Annotated in this window: 14 protein-coding genes; 3 read left to right on the forward strand and 11 right to left on the reverse strand. The window is 69.2% G+C overall.

From position 1 onward, the window contains the following. Position 1: 1 nt before the first annotated feature. Positions 2 to 3703 carry a discoidin domain-containing protein gene (locus AB0M24_RS20500; protein WP_363769715.1) on the reverse strand — a complete coding sequence of 1234 codons (3702 nt, stop codon included), beginning with the start codon at positions 3701 to 3703 and terminating at the stop codon, positions 2 to 4. A gap of 419 nt (positions 3704 to 4122) precedes the next feature. Beyond that, the gene (locus AB0M24_RS20505; protein WP_363769718.1) at positions 4123 to 5379 is read right to left on the reverse strand and encodes a prolyl oligopeptidase family serine peptidase; all 1257 of its coding nucleotides are present in this window, start codon (positions 5377 to 5379) and stop codon (positions 4123 to 4125) included. A gap of 453 nt (positions 5380 to 5832) precedes the next feature. On the opposite strand from AB0M24_RS20505, the gene AB0M24_RS20510 reads away from it, so the two are divergent. Continuing rightward, on the forward strand, positions 5833 to 6312 hold the full coding sequence (locus AB0M24_RS20510) for a hypothetical protein (RefSeq protein WP_363769721.1): 480 nt from the start codon (positions 5833 to 5835) through the stop codon (positions 6310 to 6312). On the opposite strand, the gene AB0M24_RS20515 is transcribed toward AB0M24_RS20510, so the two are convergent. Beyond that, positions 6290 to 9364 carry a S8 family peptidase gene (locus AB0M24_RS20515; protein WP_363769724.1) on the reverse strand — a complete coding sequence of 1025 codons (3075 nt, stop codon included), beginning with the start codon at positions 9362 to 9364 and terminating at the stop codon, positions 6290 to 6292. The genes AB0M24_RS20510 and AB0M24_RS20515 overlap by 23 nt on opposite strands. Before the next feature lie 137 nt (positions 9365 to 9501). On the opposite strand from AB0M24_RS20515, the gene AB0M24_RS20520 reads away from it, so the two are divergent. Further along, positions 9502 to 10092, forward strand: coding sequence for a TetR/AcrR family transcriptional regulator (locus tag AB0M24_RS20520; RefSeq protein ID WP_363769727.1), 591 nt, complete (start codon positions 9502 to 9504; stop codon positions 10090 to 10092). A 3-nt stretch (positions 10093 to 10095) separates the two neighbouring features. Here AB0M24_RS20520 and AB0M24_RS20525 read toward each other — a convergent pair whose 3' ends face one another. Beyond that, complete coding sequence (locus AB0M24_RS20525) at positions 10096 to 11337, reverse strand: cytochrome P450 (protein WP_363769730.1); 1242 nt, start codon at positions 11335 to 11337, stop codon at positions 10096 to 10098. A gap of 112 nt (positions 11338 to 11449) precedes the next feature. After that, on the reverse strand, positions 11450 to 11869 hold the full coding sequence (locus tag AB0M24_RS20530; RefSeq protein ID WP_363769733.1) for a VOC family protein: 420 nt from the start codon (positions 11867 to 11869) through the stop codon (positions 11450 to 11452). Between the two features lie 80 nt (positions 11870 to 11949). Here AB0M24_RS20530 and AB0M24_RS20535 point away from each other — a divergent pair, with 80 nt between their 5' ends. Further along, positions 11950 to 12597, forward strand: a complete 648-nt coding sequence (locus AB0M24_RS20535) for a GntR family transcriptional regulator (RefSeq protein WP_363769736.1) — start codon at positions 11950 to 11952, stop codon at positions 12595 to 12597. A 12-nt stretch (positions 12598 to 12609) separates the two neighbouring features. Here the strand turns inward: AB0M24_RS20535 and AB0M24_RS20540 are convergent, their stop codons facing one another. From AB0M24_RS20540 to AB0M24_RS20565, 6 genes are all read right to left on the reverse strand, one after another. Continuing rightward, a complete protein-coding gene (locus tag AB0M24_RS20540; protein ID WP_363769739.1) occupies positions 12610 to 13353 on the reverse strand; it encodes a hypothetical protein in 744 nt (247 codons plus the stop codon). Positions 13354 to 13366: 13 nt separating this feature from the next. Beyond that, a complete protein-coding gene (locus AB0M24_RS20545) occupies positions 13367 to 13912 on the reverse strand; it encodes a hypothetical protein (RefSeq protein WP_363769742.1) in 546 nt (181 codons plus the stop codon). Positions 13913 to 14014: 102 nt separating this feature from the next. Next, on the reverse strand, positions 14015 to 14197 hold the full coding sequence (locus AB0M24_RS20550) for a mersacidin/lichenicidin family type 2 lantibiotic (RefSeq protein ID WP_363769745.1): 183 nt from the start codon (positions 14195 to 14197) through the stop codon (positions 14015 to 14017). A gap of 13 nt (positions 14198 to 14210) precedes the next feature. Continuing rightward, complete coding sequence (locus AB0M24_RS20555) at positions 14211 to 16886, reverse strand: type 2 lanthipeptide synthetase LanM family protein (RefSeq protein ID WP_363769748.1); 2676 nt, start codon at positions 16884 to 16886, stop codon at positions 14211 to 14213. A 51-nt stretch (positions 16887 to 16937) separates the two neighbouring features. Then, positions 16938 to 17543, reverse strand: a complete 606-nt coding sequence (locus AB0M24_RS20560) for a response regulator transcription factor (protein WP_363769751.1) — start codon at positions 17541 to 17543, stop codon at positions 16938 to 16940. Further along, on the reverse strand, positions 17540 to 18601 hold the full coding sequence (locus AB0M24_RS20565) for a histidine kinase (protein ID WP_363769754.1): 1062 nt from the start codon (positions 18599 to 18601) through the stop codon (positions 17540 to 17542). The genes AB0M24_RS20560 and AB0M24_RS20565 overlap by 4 nt, the downstream gene beginning before the upstream one ends. Between the last annotated feature and the right edge of the window lie 5 nt (positions 18602 to 18606).

Consider the following 18606-nt stretch of genomic DNA (forward strand, 5'->3'; position numbering starts at 1 on the left):
ATCAGGTGATGTTGATCGTGAAAGTGGTCGTGGTGTTCTTGATGTCCTGGAAGTTGTTGCTGAAGCGGATTCCGTTGATGGTCACGGAACCCACGGCAGGACCCTGGCCGGGTTCGGGCATCTCGTTCGCCCACAAGCCGAAGCCGGACTTGGCGTCGAACTGGTCGCCGCTCTTCTGCGCGCCCGAGATGCTGATGTTGGACAGCACGGTGTCCTGGAAGATGTTCTCGGCCGCACCGTTGTACTTGGTCTGGAACATGATTCCGCTGTACGTCGGGTCGACGATCTCGACGTCGCTCACCCGGATCCCGGTGTACTTCTTGGAAGCACTGAACATCCAGATCGCGCCGAACGTCTGCGCGCCCCAGAAATGGCCACCGGACCGCACCAGGGTCAGCCCGCTGAACGTCGTCGGCTCCGGCCCGAAGTCCTCCATCGGGTACCCGAAGTCGAGCGAGCTGATCGTCACGGCGGAGTAGGTCAGCGTGTCCGCCACGTAGATGTTGCGGAACACGTTGTTCTTGCCGCCGTAGACCGCGAGACCCGCCGCACGCCACGGCGTCGTCACCGACAGGTTCTCGAACGTGTTGTTCTGCTGTCCGGTGCCGCCCGCGTCGGTGGCGGCGAACAACGCGAACGCGTCGTCACCGGTCGACCGGGCCTCGATGTTCGCGATCCGGTTGCCCGCCGACCCGTTCGTCATGTTCAGCCCGTCCGCGTACATGTCGCGGATCCGGCTGTCCTTGATGACGTTGTTGTCGACGTTGTTGCCCCAGAACAGGCACATCATGTGCTCGACCCAGATGTTCTCGATGGTCATGTTCTGGACGCCGGCGAAGTTGAACACCTTGCCCGGACCGTCGTTGCGCTGCGTGTAGTTGCCGAACACGGCGAACCCGCTGAACGTCGAACCGCTCGCGGACGACTGCGCGTCGAACCCGATGTCGGTGTTCTCCTGTGTGGTCGGTGCCTGGAACCTGGTGAACCAGGGGCCGGCGCCGATCACGCGGATCGCCTTGCCGTAGACGTTGAACTTCTGCTGCGTCGCGTAGGTGCCCGCGGGCAGGTAGACGCCGATCAACGTGCCGGTGGTGTCCATCCGGACGCGGTCGAGCGCGTTCTGCACGTCCTGGTGGGTGAACCCGGCGGGCACGGCATAGCGTGCGGCGTCAGGATTTCCGGCGGCTCGGACGTCCTCGAAGTTCACGAAGTCGATCGCGTAGTTCGTGGTGTTGGCCGCGTCCTTCTGCAGCTTGATCTTCGTGCCCGCCGGGAACGTCGAGTTGAGCATCACGTTCGCTTCGTCGTAGATGTGGCGCGGCCCGCCCGCTCCCGGCGAGTTGCCGGGGCTCGCTTCGTTGCCGTAGAGCCACATGTACTTCGAGGTCAGGTCGATGGCCTTGTGGAACTGGCCGTTGACGTAGACGTTGAGGTTGCTCGTGATGCCGCCGCCACCGGAGCTGTCCGGGATGGAGAACCTGGTGACGAGCGTGTTGGTCGGTGCGGAGGTCGTGAACTCGACCGACTGGCCGTTGCCGTTCAGCGTGACGGCCCTGCGGCCGGACGCCTCACCCGCCAGGTCGCCGATCGTCCTGTTCGGACTGAGGATCTGCGCGCCACCGCCGGTGACCGCGTCTTCCGCCTCGACGTGCTGCCACGGAACGCTGGCACCGCGACCGATGAACAGCGACTGCTCGCTGGTGTTGTTGCCCTGCTTGGCCGGGATCTCGTTGCCGTCGTTCGCGATCGTCGTGCGGACCGTGTACCGGCCGTCCGCCGCCGTCCACGTGCCGACGTTGACCGCGGCGGTTGTGGCACCGGCGTTGATCGTGCCGTTGTGGCTGCCGGTGAAGGTGCGGACCGTCTGGCCGTTGCTCAGGATCGTGACCGTGATCCCGTGGGCACCGGCTGCGGAGGCGATGGAGCCCTGGTTCTTGATCGCGACGGTGAACGTGGTGGTCTGGCCGTTGCTGGGGTTGCTCGGCGACCAGGTCGGCACCGCCACGAGGTCGGAGCTGGGTACTGGCGTCACGACCAGCGGGTCCGGGTGCAGACGGGAGTTGTTGGCCTCGTTCTGCTCCGCGACCTTCTTGGTCTCGTCGACCTTGGCCGTGTACTGGTACGAGCCTTCCGGACGGGCCGCGATCGTCGTGCTGACGTTGGCCTGCGCGCCGGCCGCAAGGGCGCCTAGTTGTGCGGTGCCCACCGCGGTCGTGCCGAGGAAGAACGTCACGTCGGTGGCAGCGCTGGCCGCCGTTCCGGCGTTGCGGACCGTGGCGTTGAGGGTGATCTGGTCGGTCTCGACGGGGCTGGCCGGCGTGAACGACGTGCCGGTGACGGTGAGGTCGGGGTTCGGGGCAGGGGTGCCGAACACCTGGATCTCCGCCACCTGTCCGCCGGGCGCGCCGGTGTTGGACGTGAACCGCAGCTGCACGTCCGCGACTCGGGCGGACACGCCGATCGTGACGCTGTTGCCGCTCGCCGGGTCCCAGCGGTAGTCCGCGCCGGCCTTGAGGGTGGTGAACGCGGTGGCGCTCTGCTCGCGGCCGAGGACCTCGACGTTCTGCGTGCGGGCGCCCCAGGCCGAGTCGGGGTTGAGCTTGACCGCGATCGAGCTCAGGTCCGCGTTCGATCCCAGTTGGACGGTCAGCGTGCCCGGGAAGCCGTTGGACTCCCAGTAGGTCTGGACGTTCCCGTCGTTCGCGTTGGCCGCGACGAAGTTGTGGACGTTGTGGTTGGCCGTGATGGGCTTGCCCTGCGCCAGGTTCTCGCCGGTCGCACCCTCGCGGGTCACGGTGTTGCTGGCGGGGGACTGGTTGCCCGCCGCGTCCTTCGCGATCACGTGGTAGGTGACCCGGAGACCGTCGGGCTGGCTGTCCGTGTACGTGGTGCCGGTGACCGTAGTTCTGAGGCTTCCGTTGGCGTAGACGTCGTAGCCGGTGACGCCGACGTCGTCCGTGCTCGCGTTCCAGGTCAGCCGGATCTGACCGGACTGCGGCTGGGTGAACGCGAGACCGCTCGGCGCGCTGGGCGCCTGGGTGTCACCGCTCGTCGGGCCGTGGACCTCGAACTCGCTGAGCTGACCCGCGGGCCAGCCGGTGTTCGCGGTGATCCTTGTGCGCACGTACCGCGTGGTGGCCGCGGTGAAGTCGATGGTGACGGTGTTGGCGGCGCTGGGGTTGAACTCGTACCCCTTGGACGCCACCAGATCCGTGAAGTTGCTGCCGTCCGTGCTGCCCTGGACCGCCAGGGTCTGGGTGCGGGTGCCCCAGTTCGCGGTGGGGAGCTTCAGCACGACCCGGTCGGCTTTGATCGCGGAGCCGAGGTCGGCCTGGATCCATTGCGGGAACGCGTTGTTCGCGCTCTCCCAGTACGTGCTCTGGTTGCCGTCGCCCGCGTTGCCCGGCCCGTAGCTCTGGTTGGTGCTGCTCGCGGTGTAGCTCGCCTGGAGCTTCGCGCTCGCCTCGGCTTCCTGGACCTCGAGCTTCGCGGTGGTCTTGGTGGCGCGGACGTGCCTCGCGAGCGTCGGGTCGACCTTGAACGTGACCTTGCCGTTCTTGAACGTGTGCGGTTGTTCCGCGACGAGCGTCGACCAGCCTCTGCCGTCGAGACTCGTCTGCACGGCGAAGGTTTCTTTCGCGTTCTTCGGTGCGGTGAGCGTGACCTGGTCGATGCGGGTCTGCTTGTGCAGATCGACGCTCACGGGCGCGGCTTGCGCGGCAGGGGCGATGACGAGCGTTGCTGCCGTGAGGGTCAGTGCGGCTAATGGGGCTAGCAGGGAGCGTGCGCGTGTCGACGATGACATGGCGTGCTTGGCCCTTCTCGGTGGGGACGCGAGGGGGTGTGGCGCGCCTCACCGTAGAAGTGCCCAGCAGATTACCGCAATATGTCGACGTGATTGCGCAAATTTGCGACAGACCGCTCTGAACAGGAAAGACGGGCCTCGGTTCGGCTACCTGAACCCCGTCGTAGGCGTGGCAGGGGCGATCACCAGCGGCAGTCGCTCCGTGACTGTGGGAGGTTTGCGCCCGAACGCCGCTCAAAAATTGATTGTGCGCCGATGGTCCCGCTTGCGCTGGCTTACGGTCAGCTTGCGAGACTTTCGCAAGGTTTGCGTAAGGTTCAGAGCTTCGCGAACAACCTTCTGGTTCGGTTCAGCAGATCCAGCCTGTGCTCACGCGTCCTCAGCGAGTGCCCCTCGCCGGGATAGACCACGAGTTCGGAGCTCTTCACCGCCCGGTGCAGCAGCTCGGCTTGCTCCAGCGGAACGTTGGTGTCGTCAGCACCGTGCACGATGAGCAACGGCGTCCGAATCCGGTCCGCGAAGGTGATCGGGCTGTGCTCGGGCCCATCGCCCAGCGCCGCCTCGAACGCACCCCACTCGCCGCGCGCGATCTGCTTCGGCCAGTCGGAGATGCCCGCGCCCACCAGCGCGGCCTTGAACCTGTCAGTCCGCGTGGTCGCCCAAGCCGCCATGAACCCGCCGTGGCTCCAGCCCGCGATGCCCAGCCGGCCGGGGTCGGCGATGCCTTGTGCTACGAGGAGATCGATCCCGGCCTCGATGTCGTGCCACTCCTCCTGACCGACCTTCTTGGCGACCGCGGCAGCGAACTCGTGACCGCGCCCCAGACTTCCCCTGGGGTTGGGCAGAAAACTCGCGATGCCCTGGTGCGCGAACCACTGCGCCGACGGCACCCAGTGCAGCTGGAAGTCGTCGGCCCACCGGTCGTACGGCCCGCCGTGCACAAGGGTGACGACCGGAAACGACCCGTCCTCCTCGCTCTTGCCGACGGGAAGCACCAGCAGCCCGTCGAGCTCGAGCCCGTCGCGCGCCCGGTAGCGGAGCCGTTTCTGTGCGCCCCAAGGGATGCCGTCGACGACATCGCCCCCTCGCGGCCTGGGGCTGCCTGTGATGCGGGCGAGGAGTCCTGCCCCCAGCCGGTGGAACTCGGTGTCCAGACCTGTCGCCACCACCATGATCGGCGCGTGGCCGTCGTCCTGGACAAGGTCGACGGGACACGCGGGCATGCCCGCGGTGAGGTTGCGGTGGCGCTGGTCGAACACCGCGTTGCCACCCTGCAGATGCGGCGGCGTCAACGCGATGTAGTAAACGTCGTCGCCCCACCACACAGGCGAGCTCGCGTCAGCCGAAGTGGCACCGAGATCGGTGATCTTGCCGTTCTCGATCACGTGCAGCGCGGGGTTGAGCAGGCCGGGATCGATCTTCGGCGACGACCAGGTGATCACCGCGAGCCGTCCGTCGGGGTGCCGCGCGACCTCGGCGACATGACGGCCGGGGACCTGGACATCTGCCGGTGGTTCGGACGTCGGAGCAGGCGGACAGTGGTCGACGGTCATCTCATCGGTCAGCTCTCGCACCCGCGCCCCCTCAGCTGGTCGCCGCCATTCTGCCAAGTTCGGGGTCGTGCGCGCTTGATCTCCAGTTAGCTGGAGCTTCTAGGGTCGGCCGCATGACGATTCTCGTTGCGGGGGCGACCGGAAACGCCGGACGGCAGGTGGTGCGCGAGCTGCAAGCGCTGGGACAACGGGTGCTGATGACCTCGGACGGGGTGGCCCCGCCGACCCCTCGCGCGCGTCCGGCTCGGCGCTCACCTCCTGGCCGGGACGTCCTCATGTGGTCTCGGTTCCGATTTGCACCTCCTCGCTCGCCGGCTCCCGTGGCCCGACACCGCCGCGCCGCCCGCCCCTTCCTTCTGCGGGGGCGCGGATGACCATGGTTTCGGGACATTGAACAGACGCGGCCAGGCGTGGATCCGGACGGACTTCACTCGTCCGTGTGACGGCCGCGCTGGCGGGACCGTGGTGCGGGCGATGGACTTCATGTCGAACACACCAGCCTGGGCCACACCGGCCTGGGTCGAGTCGGTTCGCGAGGAAGGCGTGGTGCGCGAGCCGTTCGCGTACTCGCGCGCTGCCTTGGTGCACGAGGCCGACATCGGGGCCGTGGCGGCCGCCGTGCTCACGAGGGGCGGGCACGGCGGTGCCACGTTGCGGTTGACCGGGCCGGAGGCGCTGACGGTGCCTCAGCAGGTGGCGGCGATCAGTGCGGCGACCGGGCGGGACGTTCGGTACGCCGAGCTGAGCGAGGACGAGGCACGCGTGCGGATGCTCGCGGAGGGCAGGCCGGCCAGGGTGGCCGACTTCCTGATCCGGTGGAAGCGGGACATGCCGGCTGAGGGGTACACGGTGGTGTCGACGGTGGAAGACGTGCTGGGGAGGCCCGCGCGCTCGTTCGCCTTGTGGGCTGAGGAGCACGCGGGCCGGTTCATCAGCGGAGCAGGTACGCGTTGATGATGGTCTGCTCCACGGTCTGGCCGCTGCCGGATGCCTTGGCGCGCAAGGAGACCGACTTGGCCCCAGCAGGATGGGCCAGCAGCACTCGGCCGGACGTGATCGGGGTGCCGCGCCACGTCGTGCCGCCGTCGTAGGAGACCTCGACGGACGTCACGCGCACCGAGCCGGTCTGCGACTGGGTCGAGATCGGGACGGACAGCATGCGGCCTGCCTGGGCGTAGCCGTTGTCGTCGAGCTGCGGGGTGAAGCGGACGACGCTCAACGGCAGCGCGGTGCGGTGAGTGGTGGTGTCGCTGCGGAACGTCCAGACGCCGGACACCTTGCTGCTCAACGGGGTGTCGCGGACAGCGGTCGTCTCGATCCGGTAGGAGGCCGCGCCGGGGGAGACGTCGAGCAGGCACCACGCGGCTTCGGCGTTCTCGCACACCTTGGTGTCGTTGCGGTACACCGTGGTGCGCGCCTCGGTCACCGGGCTGTAGCCCTCGTTGCCCGCGCTGTCGCCGAACAGCGGGATCGTGACGCGCATCAGGTCGCCGGTGCGGAACGTGTGCGGGATGTCGCGGGCCTCGGGCAGGGCCGGGCCGAACACCGCGCGGTTCAGGGGTTCCGTGTAGGAGCGGCCCGGCTTGTAGTGCCGCAACGGCGTGACGAGCGCGCCGGTGTAGCCGTTCTCGTTGAACAGGTTGATCCTGCGCGACCAGTCGCCGCCCTCGCCTCCGTAGTACTCGGTGCGCTGGCCGGGGGCCATGTTGTCCAACGAGCCGTAGCCCCAGTCGGCCCGGCCTTCCGGCGACGACGTGTGGCCGATGGTGGCGTTCTGGCCTTCCTTCAGGGCGGGCATGTCGACCTTCACGACGGCGAGGTCCTTGCGCGCCACCGTCTTGGTGAGGCCGTTCGGCGCGTGCCCCCTCTGGTACCAGGCCAGGCCGTAGAAGTCCGGGCCCGCGTTCCAGAACGTCGCGGTCTTGCCGGTGACCTCGGCCGAGTCGGGGCCGAGGCTCGCGACGCCCAGGTGGTTGATCGAGCCGCCGACCGAGAAGTTGCCGATGGTGTACCGGGTTCCGTTCACGACACGTTCGAAACCGGTCTGCAGCAACGAGAGCTGCGCGGTGACCGGAAGCTTCACCTGGACGTGCCCGGCCTTGCGGGCGTCGAGGTTGATCGTGGTGGCGCCGGTGACCGTCAGGTTCGGGTAGTTGATGACGTCGTGCGTGTAGGCGCCGTCGGACGACATCACGCTGCCGGTCAGGATGTAGCGGCCCTTGGCGAGACGGGCGACGCCGGTCTCGGTGTTCGGCCACACGCGGGCGCCGGTGTCGACGTTGATCAGCGACGCGAACGTGGAGGTCGTGGAAACACCGGACCGTTCGGTGCCGGTGATCTTGACGTCGTAGCTCTCGGTCTCCAGGTCGACGACGACGGCCGTGCGCAGTCCACTTGCGACGATCGCGCCACCCATCACACCGCCACCGGGCTGCTTCGCGATGTCCGCGGTGACCGTGGCTTTGGCGGAACCGCCTGCGGGCACGGTCAAGCGAGCGGGGGAGATGCTGAACAGCGAACCGTTCGTCTCGGTGGTGAGGTCGAGCGTGACCGGCTCGGTGCCCGCGTTGGAGTAGGTGATCTCCTTGGCCAGCGGGGTTTCGCCGGTGTGCGGCCACTGGTGCGAGCCGAAGCTGAGGCTGGTCGGGGACGAGGTCACGTTCTGCTTGATCAGCTTGGCGACGTCGACGCGGCCGGAGCCCTGCTCGAACGGGGTCAGCTTCGCGGTCGGCGTGGTGCTGCCGGTGAGGCGTGCCTTGAGCTCGCCGCCCTTCAGCGACGGGTGTTGCTGGCGCAGAAGAGCCGCGGCGCCCGCGACGTGCGGGGTGGCCATCGAGGTGCCGTCGAGCGAGGTGTAGCCCTCGACGACGGGCTGGCCGATCCGGCCGTCGGAGTGCAGTGCGGCGACGATGCCGACGCCCGGCGCGGTGAGGTCGGGCTTGAGCGTGCCGGCCTTCGTGGGGCCGCGGCTGGAGAACTCCGCGATCTGGTTCTGGTCGTCGACGGCGCCGACGGTGAGGGCCGCGTCGGCGGTGCCGGGGGAGCCGATGGTGCTCGCGTTCGGGCCGCTGTTGCCGGCGGCGATGACGAACAACGTGCCCTTCTCCGAGGACAGTCGGTTCACCGCCTCTTCGAGCGGCTCGATCTCCGGGGTGTCGTAGCCGCCGAGGCTCATGTTCACGACCTGGGCGCCCTGCTCGACCGCCCACTCCATGCCGGCGATGATCCCGCTGTCCTGGCCGGAACCGTTGTCTCCCAGCACCTTCACGTCGAGGATGCTCGCGTCCGGCGCGACGCCGTGGTACTTGCCGCCGCTCTTCGCCCCGGTGCCCGCGATGATCGACGCCACGTGCGTGCCGTGGCCGTAGTGGTCGCCGTCGTCGGGGGAACCGGTGAAGTTGCGCGAGCCGATCTCGCGGTCCTTCAGGTCCGGGTGGGTGTTGTCGACGCCGGTGTCGAGGACGGCGACGGTGGTGCCCTTGCCGGTGTAGCCCGCGGCGTAGGCGGCGGGGGCGTTGATCTGCGGGACGCTGCGGTCGAGGCTCGCCTGACGTTTGGCGTCCAGCCAGATCTTGCGAGCGCCCGAAGTCGACAGACCGCCCACGAGCGGCGTCTTAGCGGCGTCGAACGCCACGCCGTTGATGCTGCGCAGCTGGATGCCGGACTGTGCGCTCAAGGTGCCGGCGGGGTAGGTGACGATCACCGGCAGGGCGCCGCCGTAGGTCTTGAGCTCGGTGATGTCGAAGAGGCGCTCGTCGAGACGGCCGTCCGCGATCATCGGGATGGCGTCGTGCGGCACCACGAACTCGTGGCCCTGCGCGGTGTAGGTGGTGAAGAGGACGTGCTCGCGGCCCGGTGCCGGTCTGACAGCGCGTTGGCCGGTGAGCACCTGATCACCCGTGATGAGGGTGACGGGAGGCGCGTTGTCTGCTCGCGGGGGAGAGGCATGTGCCTGGCCGGCGGTGAGCAGGGCACCGGCCAGTACGACGACTCCGAGTAGGCGCACCCGGTCCTCCATAGGGTCGTGAGAGCGATCTCACGGACCGTAGTGAGACGATCACCTGGTCGCAAGGTCTAAACCAATTTCCGGTCCCCGGCGTCTCAGCACGCCGGTTCGGAAGTGATCGCACTAACCTGTGCGCCATGACAGGCCTGCGCGAACGCAAGAAAGCGGCGACCAGAGGGGCGCTGGGGGATGCCGCGTGGAGCCTGTGCGTCGAGCACGGCTACGACGGCGTGACGGTCGAGCAGATCGCGCGGGCGGCCGGGGTGTCGCTGCGGACGTTCTTCAACTACTTCTCCTCGAAAGAGGAAGCCGTCATGGCCGGCGACAAGCAGACGGCCGAGACGTTCGTGCGCGAGTTCGCGGCCCGGCCCGCGGACGAGCCGGTACTGGTCGCGTTGCGCGCGACCCTGCAGTCGATCTACCCGAAGCACGTCGACCTGGACCGTCTCCGGCAGTCACGCGAACTGCGCCGCCACCCCGCACTGCTGCCGCACGTGTTCGCCGCCTACTCCGCGCGGGAGCAGGAACTGGCCGCGGTGATCGCGGCACGGTGCGGGCTCGACGCCACAGTGGACCCGTACCCGGCGGTCACGGCCTCGACGATCCTCGCGACGTTGCGCGCCGTCGTGCAGTGGTGGCTCGACACCCCGTCCGCGTCGGAGAAGTACACGGCGGCCGAGCTGGTCTCGGAGATGATCGACCAGCTCGGCGCCGGTTTCACCAGGTGACAGTCACCATTTCACGGGCAGTGAGTGCACGCCGTAGATCGACATGTCGGTCCGCAGCGGCACTTCCTCGGCGGGCACGGCGAGCTTCAACGTGGGCAGCCTGCGCACCAGCTCGGTGAAGCCGACCACCATCTCCACGCGGGCCAGCTGCTGGCCGAGGCACTGGTGGATGCCGTGCCCGAACGCCACGTGGTGCCCGCGCGGCCGGTCGACGCGCAGCTCGGCCGGATCCGGGTACTGGCCGGGGTCGCGGTTCACCGCGGGCACCGACACCACGACGGTCTCGCCCTCGCGGATCAGGGTGCCGCCGATCTCGACGTCCGCCTTGGCGTGCCTGCTGACGCCCATCGCGATGATCGACAGGTAGCGCAGCAGTTCCTCGACGGCGTTCTCGGTGAGCTCCGGGTTCTCGCGCAGCTTCGCGAACTCCTCCGGGTGTTCGAGCAGCGCGAACGTGCCGAGCGCGAGCATGTTCGCCGTCGTCTCGTGACCCGCGATGAGCAGCAGGTTCGCGATGCCGGCGAGCTCCAGCTCGTTCAGGTCCGTGTCGCGAACGAGCCCGGACAGCAGGTCGTCGCCGGGGTTGCGCTGCTTCTCGCGCACGAGGTCCAGCATGAACTTGCGCAGCCCGGTGCCGACCTCGATCTGCTCGTCGATCGTGGTCTTGAGGCTGAGCAGCTTGGACGTGCGGTGCTGGAACTCCTCGCGGTCGCCGTAGTCGACGCCCAGCAGCTCGCAGATCACCAGTGACGGCACCGGCAGCGCGAAGTCCCGCACCAGGTCCGCCGGCGGGCCCTTCTCGATCATCGCGTCGAGCTGGGCGTTGACGATCTCGTGCACGCGCGGCGTCAGGTCGCGCATCCGCCGCACGGTGAACTGGCCGGTCAGCAACCTGCGGTACCGGGTGTGCTCAGGGGCGTCCATGAAGATGAACGACCCGGCCTGCCGCTCCGGCGGGAACATCTTGGCGCGCAACTCCTCCGAGATGAGCTTGCGCGCCCGCGGGCTGTTGATCCGGTCCGAGCTCATCCGCGGGTCGGCGAGGACGGCTCGCGCCTCCTCGTGCCCGGTGACGAGCCAGACCGCCTCGCCTTCGTGCTCGATCCGGTGAATCCGCCCGTGCCCGCTCAACTCGGTCAGCCCGCTGGCCGGGTCGAACGGGCACTTGCCGCGCTCGATGAGCTCGGCGGGCAGCTGCGGACGGATGAGCTCCTGCGCGCTGCGCTGCCGCTCTGCCGTGGTCATGGTGGCCTCTTCCCCTCTGACCTGGGGTGACCAGGTCGTGGCTCGGCGTCACCACCCACGCTACCGAAACTTGCGCGTTGTGCAAGATTTTTGAATTGGCTTTGGATTCGGGTTAGACGGCGAACACCTGGGCGTCGTCCGCGAAGGCCTTGAACTCCAGCGCGTTGCCGGCCGGGTCCAGCAGGAACATCGTCCACTGCTCGCCCGGCTCGCCCTGGAACCGCACGTACGGCTCGATGACGAACTTCGTGCCCGCCTCCTGAAGCTTCCCGGCGAGCTTCTCGAACTCGTCGACCGTCAGCACCAGGCCGAAGTGGGGGACCGGCACGTCATGGCCGTCGACCGGGTTGTGCACCCGCTCGGACTTGTTCGGCGCGAGGTGCGTGACGAACTGGTGGCCGTGCAGGTTCCAGTCGATCCACGTGTCGGAGCTGCGGCCCTGCTCGAGGCCGAGCGTCTCGCCGTAGAAGCGGCGGGCGGCGTCGAGGTCGTCGACCGGCATGGCCAGGTGGAAGCGTGGGATGTTCGGCATGTAGGAATGTTAACATTGCGACAAGCGCCCACTCGCAGGCCTTGTGTTCTTGTTAACAATCAGCTTGTTAACATTGCGACATGACGAAGATGGGGCCTGCTCGCCGCCGGGGTCTGAGCTCCGAGGTCGCCGACGCACTGCGCGAGGCGATCTTCGACGGCCGGTACGCGCCGGGGGAGTCCCTGCGCGAGGTGGAGTTGTCGGAGGCGCTCGAGGTCAGCCGCGGCCCGATCCGCGAGGCGTTGCAGAAGCTCGAACGCGAGGGCTTGGTGCACACCGAGTGGCACAGGGGAGCGTCTGTGACAACGTTGTCATCGGAGGACGTGGCCGAGCTCAACAGCTTGCGCGGCGCGCTGGAGATCCTGGCCGTGCGCCGGGTGGTCGGGCAGGCGACGGACGCTGATCTCACGTTGATCGAGAAGGCCGCCGCCGCGATGGACCGGGCCGACACACCGCACGAGATGGTGCGCTGCGACATCGCGTTCCACGACGCCGTGTACGCCGCCGCGAACCACTCCCGGCTGCTGCAGGCGTGGGAGTCGATCAGGTCGCAGGTGCACCTGTTCCTGATCACGAGGGTCAACGTCAGCAGCGACGGCTACCTGGAGCAGATCCGCGAGGAGCACCGCGACCTGGTGGCGGCGCTGCGGCTCGGCAACGTGGACGGCGCGCTGAAGTTGTTCGCGGAGCACCGCAAGCACGCGTTCGACGTGCTGACGTCGACCTGAGGAACCACACCGCTAGCCCCACACGTGGCGCGGGATCCGGTCGAGCAGGTCGCAGCGGACGTCCAGGTCGCCCGCCAGCACCACCGGGTCGCGGTGGTCGCCGGTCGCGTAGTGGGCGTCGAACTGGGCCCCGCGAATCCAGAAGCCCTTGCAGCGATCGTCGCCGAGCAGGAACTCGACGACGGCCGGTGACAGCACGGCCCGCGCGAAAGCCGGGTCCTCGCACGTGACCTGGTAGCGAGCGTCGAACTCGGGGTGCCCGACCTTGATGTCGCCGAGCCCCAGCCCCTCGTTGACACTGCTCGCGAACTTCAGCACCTGCCGGACGTCCAGCGTCGGCCGCACCACCGGCGTCCGGACCCACACGGTGTTGCAGCGGAGCCCTGACTGGCCGACGAACTCGTTCGAGGAGTCCATGGGCTCGTCGACGACGAACAACGCCGCGAAGAACGGCCGCCCGCGGTGCTGCCCGGTGATGATGTCGTGCGCCTCGACAGCGCGCGGTGACCGGTCGAACCCGACCACCACGGGCACCAGCTTCGGGAAGCGCTGCAACGAGTTGAACACCTCGACAGCGCGGTCGTCGCGCTCGGTGTGGTGCCAGCCGCGCGCCGGGAACTGCTCGCGCTGGCGCCCCGCGATGCCTTCCTCCTCGGCCTTGTTGGTGCGGTGCAGCCAGACGAACATCCACGTCAGCAGCCCGCCGAAGATCAGCAGGCCACCGACGGTGATGAGAATGATCCAGATCGGCTTCACGAACTCCCCCAGTTCAGATGCGTTCGACGACCATGCGCGTGCGCGGCCCCATCACCGCGCCCAGGTCGACGACGAACTCGCCGGCCAGCGGAGGCCAGCTGTGGAACACCACCGCCAGGTCTCCGATGTGGAACGACCAGTCGCCCACCAGGTCGCCCACGAGCGACGTCCGTCCACAAGCGACACACCGGACAGAGCCCTCGGCGCGGTCTTGGAGCCACGGCTCGACCAACGCGTGGTGCTCGTCGAACCCGATCGCCGGCAGCGAGCAGAAGGGGCACGAGGGCTCCTCGTAGTTGCCCACCGCGTGGTGCACGATCCGTTCCGCCACGACGTCGACCCCGGTGTCGCCGCCGCCGACCCAGCGCTCGGCCTCGGGCGCGGCCCAGGAACAGCGCGGACCCGCGTGGAACTCGCTCGGCGCCATGACCTCGTCGCGCGCGTCGTTCGGCACGATCACCCCGCGGTCCAAAAGCCACGACGTGACCGCGACAGCACGACTCCGTGCCTCATCAGCGGTCAGCGAGATCTCGACCAGCTTGATGGCGTGTTTGCTCAAGACGTCCCCAGTAGACGGTCCGCGTCCTTCTTACCGCACCGGGAGTCGAGCAGAGGCGCCAACGCGAGAAGTGGGGCGGGCGAACCCGCCCCACTCAGCTCGCTAGACGCGGAAGGCGCAGCACGGCGACTTGGTGGAGATGGCCGTCGTGGAGTTGGCCTCCGCCTCGAGCCACTTCCGCTCCACCACACCGCTTCCCGCCGGGTGGGCGGGGATCGATCCGGGGGCGAGCGTGGCGCGGAACGCCGCGTCCTTCCACGCCCGCACGATGGTTGCGTTGGACATGATCCTCCTCGACTCAGCGGCCGCGGGGTGCGGCCGGCGCGGGTGGGGCGAGCCGCAGCACCTGCGGCACGACGTCCGGCCGGTGCAGGCGCAGCAGGCCCAGCCCGATGCCGGAGACGCCGGTCATCAGCTCGGGCGCGGACGCGGCGTGAGCGAACCCGCAGCGCCACCCGCCGAGCACACCTCCGAGTCGCAGCGCGACCGCGTCACGCCAGTCGTCGCGGCCCAGGGCCTCCGCCGCGTCGGAGACGACCAGCAGGTGGCCCAGAGTGCCGTGGCACAGGCTGTCCGCGGGCGGCACCGGACTGTCCACAACGGCCTGCACAGCGACGGCGGCCGCGGCGTCGTCGACGCCCAGCCGGGACAACGCGATACCGGCAGCCCCGTTGCACCAGTCGGTGCGGTCGAACAACGCGTCCTCGCAACGGAAAGCGTCCTCGGCGAGCTCAGCGAACCGTGCGTGGCCGAGCGCGCGTGACAGCGACGTCAACGCATAGCCGATGCCCGCGTTGCCGTGCGAGAAACCACGAGGTGAAGTGCCGTCGTCCCACTGCATCGCGTGCCGGGCGAGGTGCCTGCCGTGGTCGGCCGCGACGGAGAGCGCGCGCTCGTCGCCGGTGACCGCGTGCCAGGCGAGCATCGCGAGGATCGTGCCCGCCGATCCGAACATCACGTCGAACTCGCTGTCGGGCACCCCGGCCGTCAGGTGCGCGAACACCGGATCCGACGGCGGCAGCACCGCCGGGTCGTCGCACAACGCTGCCACGTGCGCCAACGCGTAGAGCTGCGACGGCAGTCCGGCGAACCCACCGGACGGCGCGCCGGGGTTGGCCCGGATCCCCGCGGCCGCCCGCAGAGCGAGATCGGTGAACGCAGCGGTGCCGGTGACCGCGCCGAGACAGGCCAGGAACAACGCGACTCCGGCCGTGCCGTCGTAGAGGTCGTGCCCGAGCGGAGCCACCTGGTGCTCCGCCTCCTGCCCGACGACCTCCATGCCGAGCCAGGTCACGTCCTGCCGGCCGTGAATCGCGTGCTCCACCAGCATCTCGCCGATCGCGACAGCGGCTTCCACGCAGTCGTGAGCCGGAGCGGCACGCACGTCGCAGGACGGCGCCGAGGCCGACAACGAGGCCTGCACGACAAACGTCTGCCGCGCGATCTCCTGGTCGTCCAACGCTTCCAGCCGTGCGGCGACGCGGGCGAAAGCCGTGTGCGGGAAGTAGTCCGGATACCGCGCGCCCCGGCTGTCCCAAAGGTCGCGAGTGGACGGTGTCGCGGTGAACACCGGGATGTCGCCCCGCCGCAGATCCGCGCGTTCCACGTCCAGCAGCCGGCGACGGTCGCCGGGACCGACCTGGTCCAGCGCGTCGAACACCTCCTCGCGTGCCCGCGGATCCCGCAGCCGGTCGGGATGTCTGGCCGCCAGCAGCAGATGTGCGTAGCCCGCCGTCGCGAGCAGCATCTGCCGGACCGGCACGCGGGCGAACGCCTGCAACGGTCCCCGCAGCAGCTCTTCCCGCTTCCGCACGAGGAACCGCGTCATGGCGGTGAACCCGTCGACGACCTCGGCGGTGTGCTCGGACACCGGGACCGGAACACCGTCGAGCCGGGGCACGTTGGCGGCGACCGGGATCTCCACCTGCCGCTCGCCCAGGTGCATCGAGTCGGTGCCCTCCTCGTTCCACGCGGGCCCGGTGAACGAGCTCAGCTGGGCCTGGCCGGAGCCGAGGCCTCCGATGTTGACACCGGCGTGGTCGTCGTCGCCCCAGACCCGGCCCGGCAGGAACGCCGTGCGTGCCACGGATTCCCGCAGCCGCGCCGCAGCGACCGCCGTGGCGTCGTCGCCGGCCTCGGACGCGGTGCGGTCGAACAAGGTCTCGACGTCCACCAGCACCGGGTTCTCCCCGGCGGCGATGAGGTTCTCGTGGTGCATGTCCACACCGTCGATCACGTGCAGCAGAGCCAGATACGCACCCTGGCGGCGGTAGAACCGGTGCACGGCGGCGACATCGGGGCAGTCGGCGGGCGAGATGAACTCCGACCAGCCGTACGAGCCCCGGTTCGCGACCTTCAACAACGGTAGCGGTGGCACCTCCGGGTTGCCGATGTTGCAGTACGCCAGCAACGTCTGGAAGCACACGTCGACGGCCATCGGCCGAGGTTTGTACACCAACAGGGACTGCGTGTCCTCCGCGGTGAACTCCAGGACGCGCACGACGCGGCCGCCGCGATGAGGATCGCTGTCGCAGCCGGTCCTGATCCCGGACAACCGCGCGCCCTCAGGCAGCAGAACCTTGTGCAGCAGAGGCAGATCCGCCGCGAGCCGGGCCGCCATCTCGGCCAGCGCGTCGATCCACAGCTCGGTGAGCTCGCGAAGCTGTGCGTCGAGCACCTGGTACTCGGCGCACAGCGCCGGCCAGTCTCCCGGCAGCACTTCGTCGACGTAGCAACGGAAGCGTTCCTCGGGAGTGTCGCCGCGCAACCGGTCTTCCAGCCGCGCCACGTTGAGTTCCAGCACGAGCGTGGGACGTGCGAGCTGAGCGAGCATGCCGCGCAGCTCGTCCCGCAGCGCGTCGGCGAGCGTGTCCCAGCCGGACACGGACACCCGCGCGCACAAGCGATCCCACGCGCCGGCAACGAGTTCGTCGAAGGCCGACTCGAACCTCGGCAGCGTCGTGTGATCGCCCATGACGACCAGCGTGGCACCGGATCCCTGAACCGGCGCCAAACTGTTCCACTTTCAAAGCCACCCGTGGTCGTGCGCCAGCCGGAACGCCTCCGCCCGGTTCGCGACCCCGAGTTTCGCGACCGCCGCCGCCAGGTGGTTGCGGACGGTCCCCGCGGACAACGAGGTGCGCGCGGCGATCTGCGCCACCGGCGTGCCGAACTCGGTCAGCCGCAACACTTCCAGCTCGCGCTGCGTCAACGGGCACGGCGGCGCGGCGAGGGCGTCGGCGGCCAGCGCGGGATCGACCCACCGCGACCCGCCGTGCACGCGGCGGATCACGTCCGCCAGCGTGCCACCGGGCGATCCCTTGGGCAGGAACCCCTTCGCGCCCGCGTGCAGAGCCTGCTGCAGGTGCGGCGGTCGGCCACGACCCGTCAGGATCACCACCGCGCACGACGGCAGCACGCGCGCCAGCTCCTCGGTGACCTCCAGGCCGTCCAGCTCCGGCATCTGGAGGTCCACCACGGCCACGTCCGGGCGGTGGGCCCGCGCGGCCTCGACAGCGGCCCGGCCGTCCCCAGCGCGGGCCACCACCTCCAGATCCGGTTCCAGGTCGAGCAACGCCGCGAGCGCGTCGCGGATCAGCTCCTCGTCGTCGGCCAGCAGCACTCTGATCACGCGGGCACCACGACCTGCAGCGTGAACACGTCGGCGGACCGCTCGACACCCACCCGGCCACCCACGGCCGCCAGACGCTCGGTCATGCCCCGGATGCCGTTGCCCTCGCCGGACGGTTTCTCGCCGCCGTCGTTCGTGACGGTCATCCTCGCCTCCCCGTCCTCGACCGCGACGTCGATCATGCACCAGGTCGCGTGGCTGTGCCGCAACACGTTGGTGCACGCCTCCCGCAACGCCAGAGCCAGCTGCGTGGCGCCTTCGCCGTGCACCGGGACGTCCGAGACGGTGCAGCGGATCCCGGCGTCGCTCAGCACGGTCCGCACGGCCTCCAGCTGCTCGGGCAGGTTCACCGAGCGGTAGCCGTGCACCGCGTCCCGCACCTCGGCCAGCGCCGACGACGCGAGCCGCTGGGCCTCGAACGCCTCCGCGGCCGACCGTTCGGGCTCGGTTGCAGCCAGCCGCCCCGCCAGCTCCGCCTTCAGCGCGATCACCGTCAGCCGGTGTCCGAGCAGGTCGTGGACGTCCCGCGCGAACCGCAGCCGTTCCTCGCTGACCGCCAGTTCCGCCCGTGCCTCGCGCCCGGCCCGCGCCTGCGCCAGCAGCCCGGCGAACCACATCGGCAGCCCGGCCATCGCGATGATCGTCGCCCCGACCGCCGCGGCGATCATCTGGTACGTCGTGTGGTCGCGCGTCACGAAGAACCCGACCAGCCCGGACAGCACGACCGCGGCGAGTGCCGCGATCCACCGCCACACGCCGCTGAGCAGCAGAGGAGCGAACCCGGCAGCGCCGCCGCCGATCCACGCCCACGTCGACAGCTCGTCCGGACCGAAGGGTGCCACCAGTGGGATCGACACCAGCGTCGCGCCCACGAGCACCCAGAGCTTGGCTTCCCGAAGCGCCACCGCGTACGCCACGGCCACGATCAGCAGCCCCAGCACCCCGAACCAGCGCCCGGCGGACGGTTCGCGCAGCACCGACACCAGCGGCACGACGAGCGTGGCCACCCACAGCACGTGCAGGGTGCCGCGCAGCGCGGTGTGCGGAAGATCGTTCATCGCCA

It is taken from the genome of Lentzea sp. NPDC051838 (assembly GCF_040681245.1).
Lineage (GTDB): Bacteria > Actinomycetota > Actinomycetes > Mycobacteriales > Pseudonocardiaceae > Lentzea.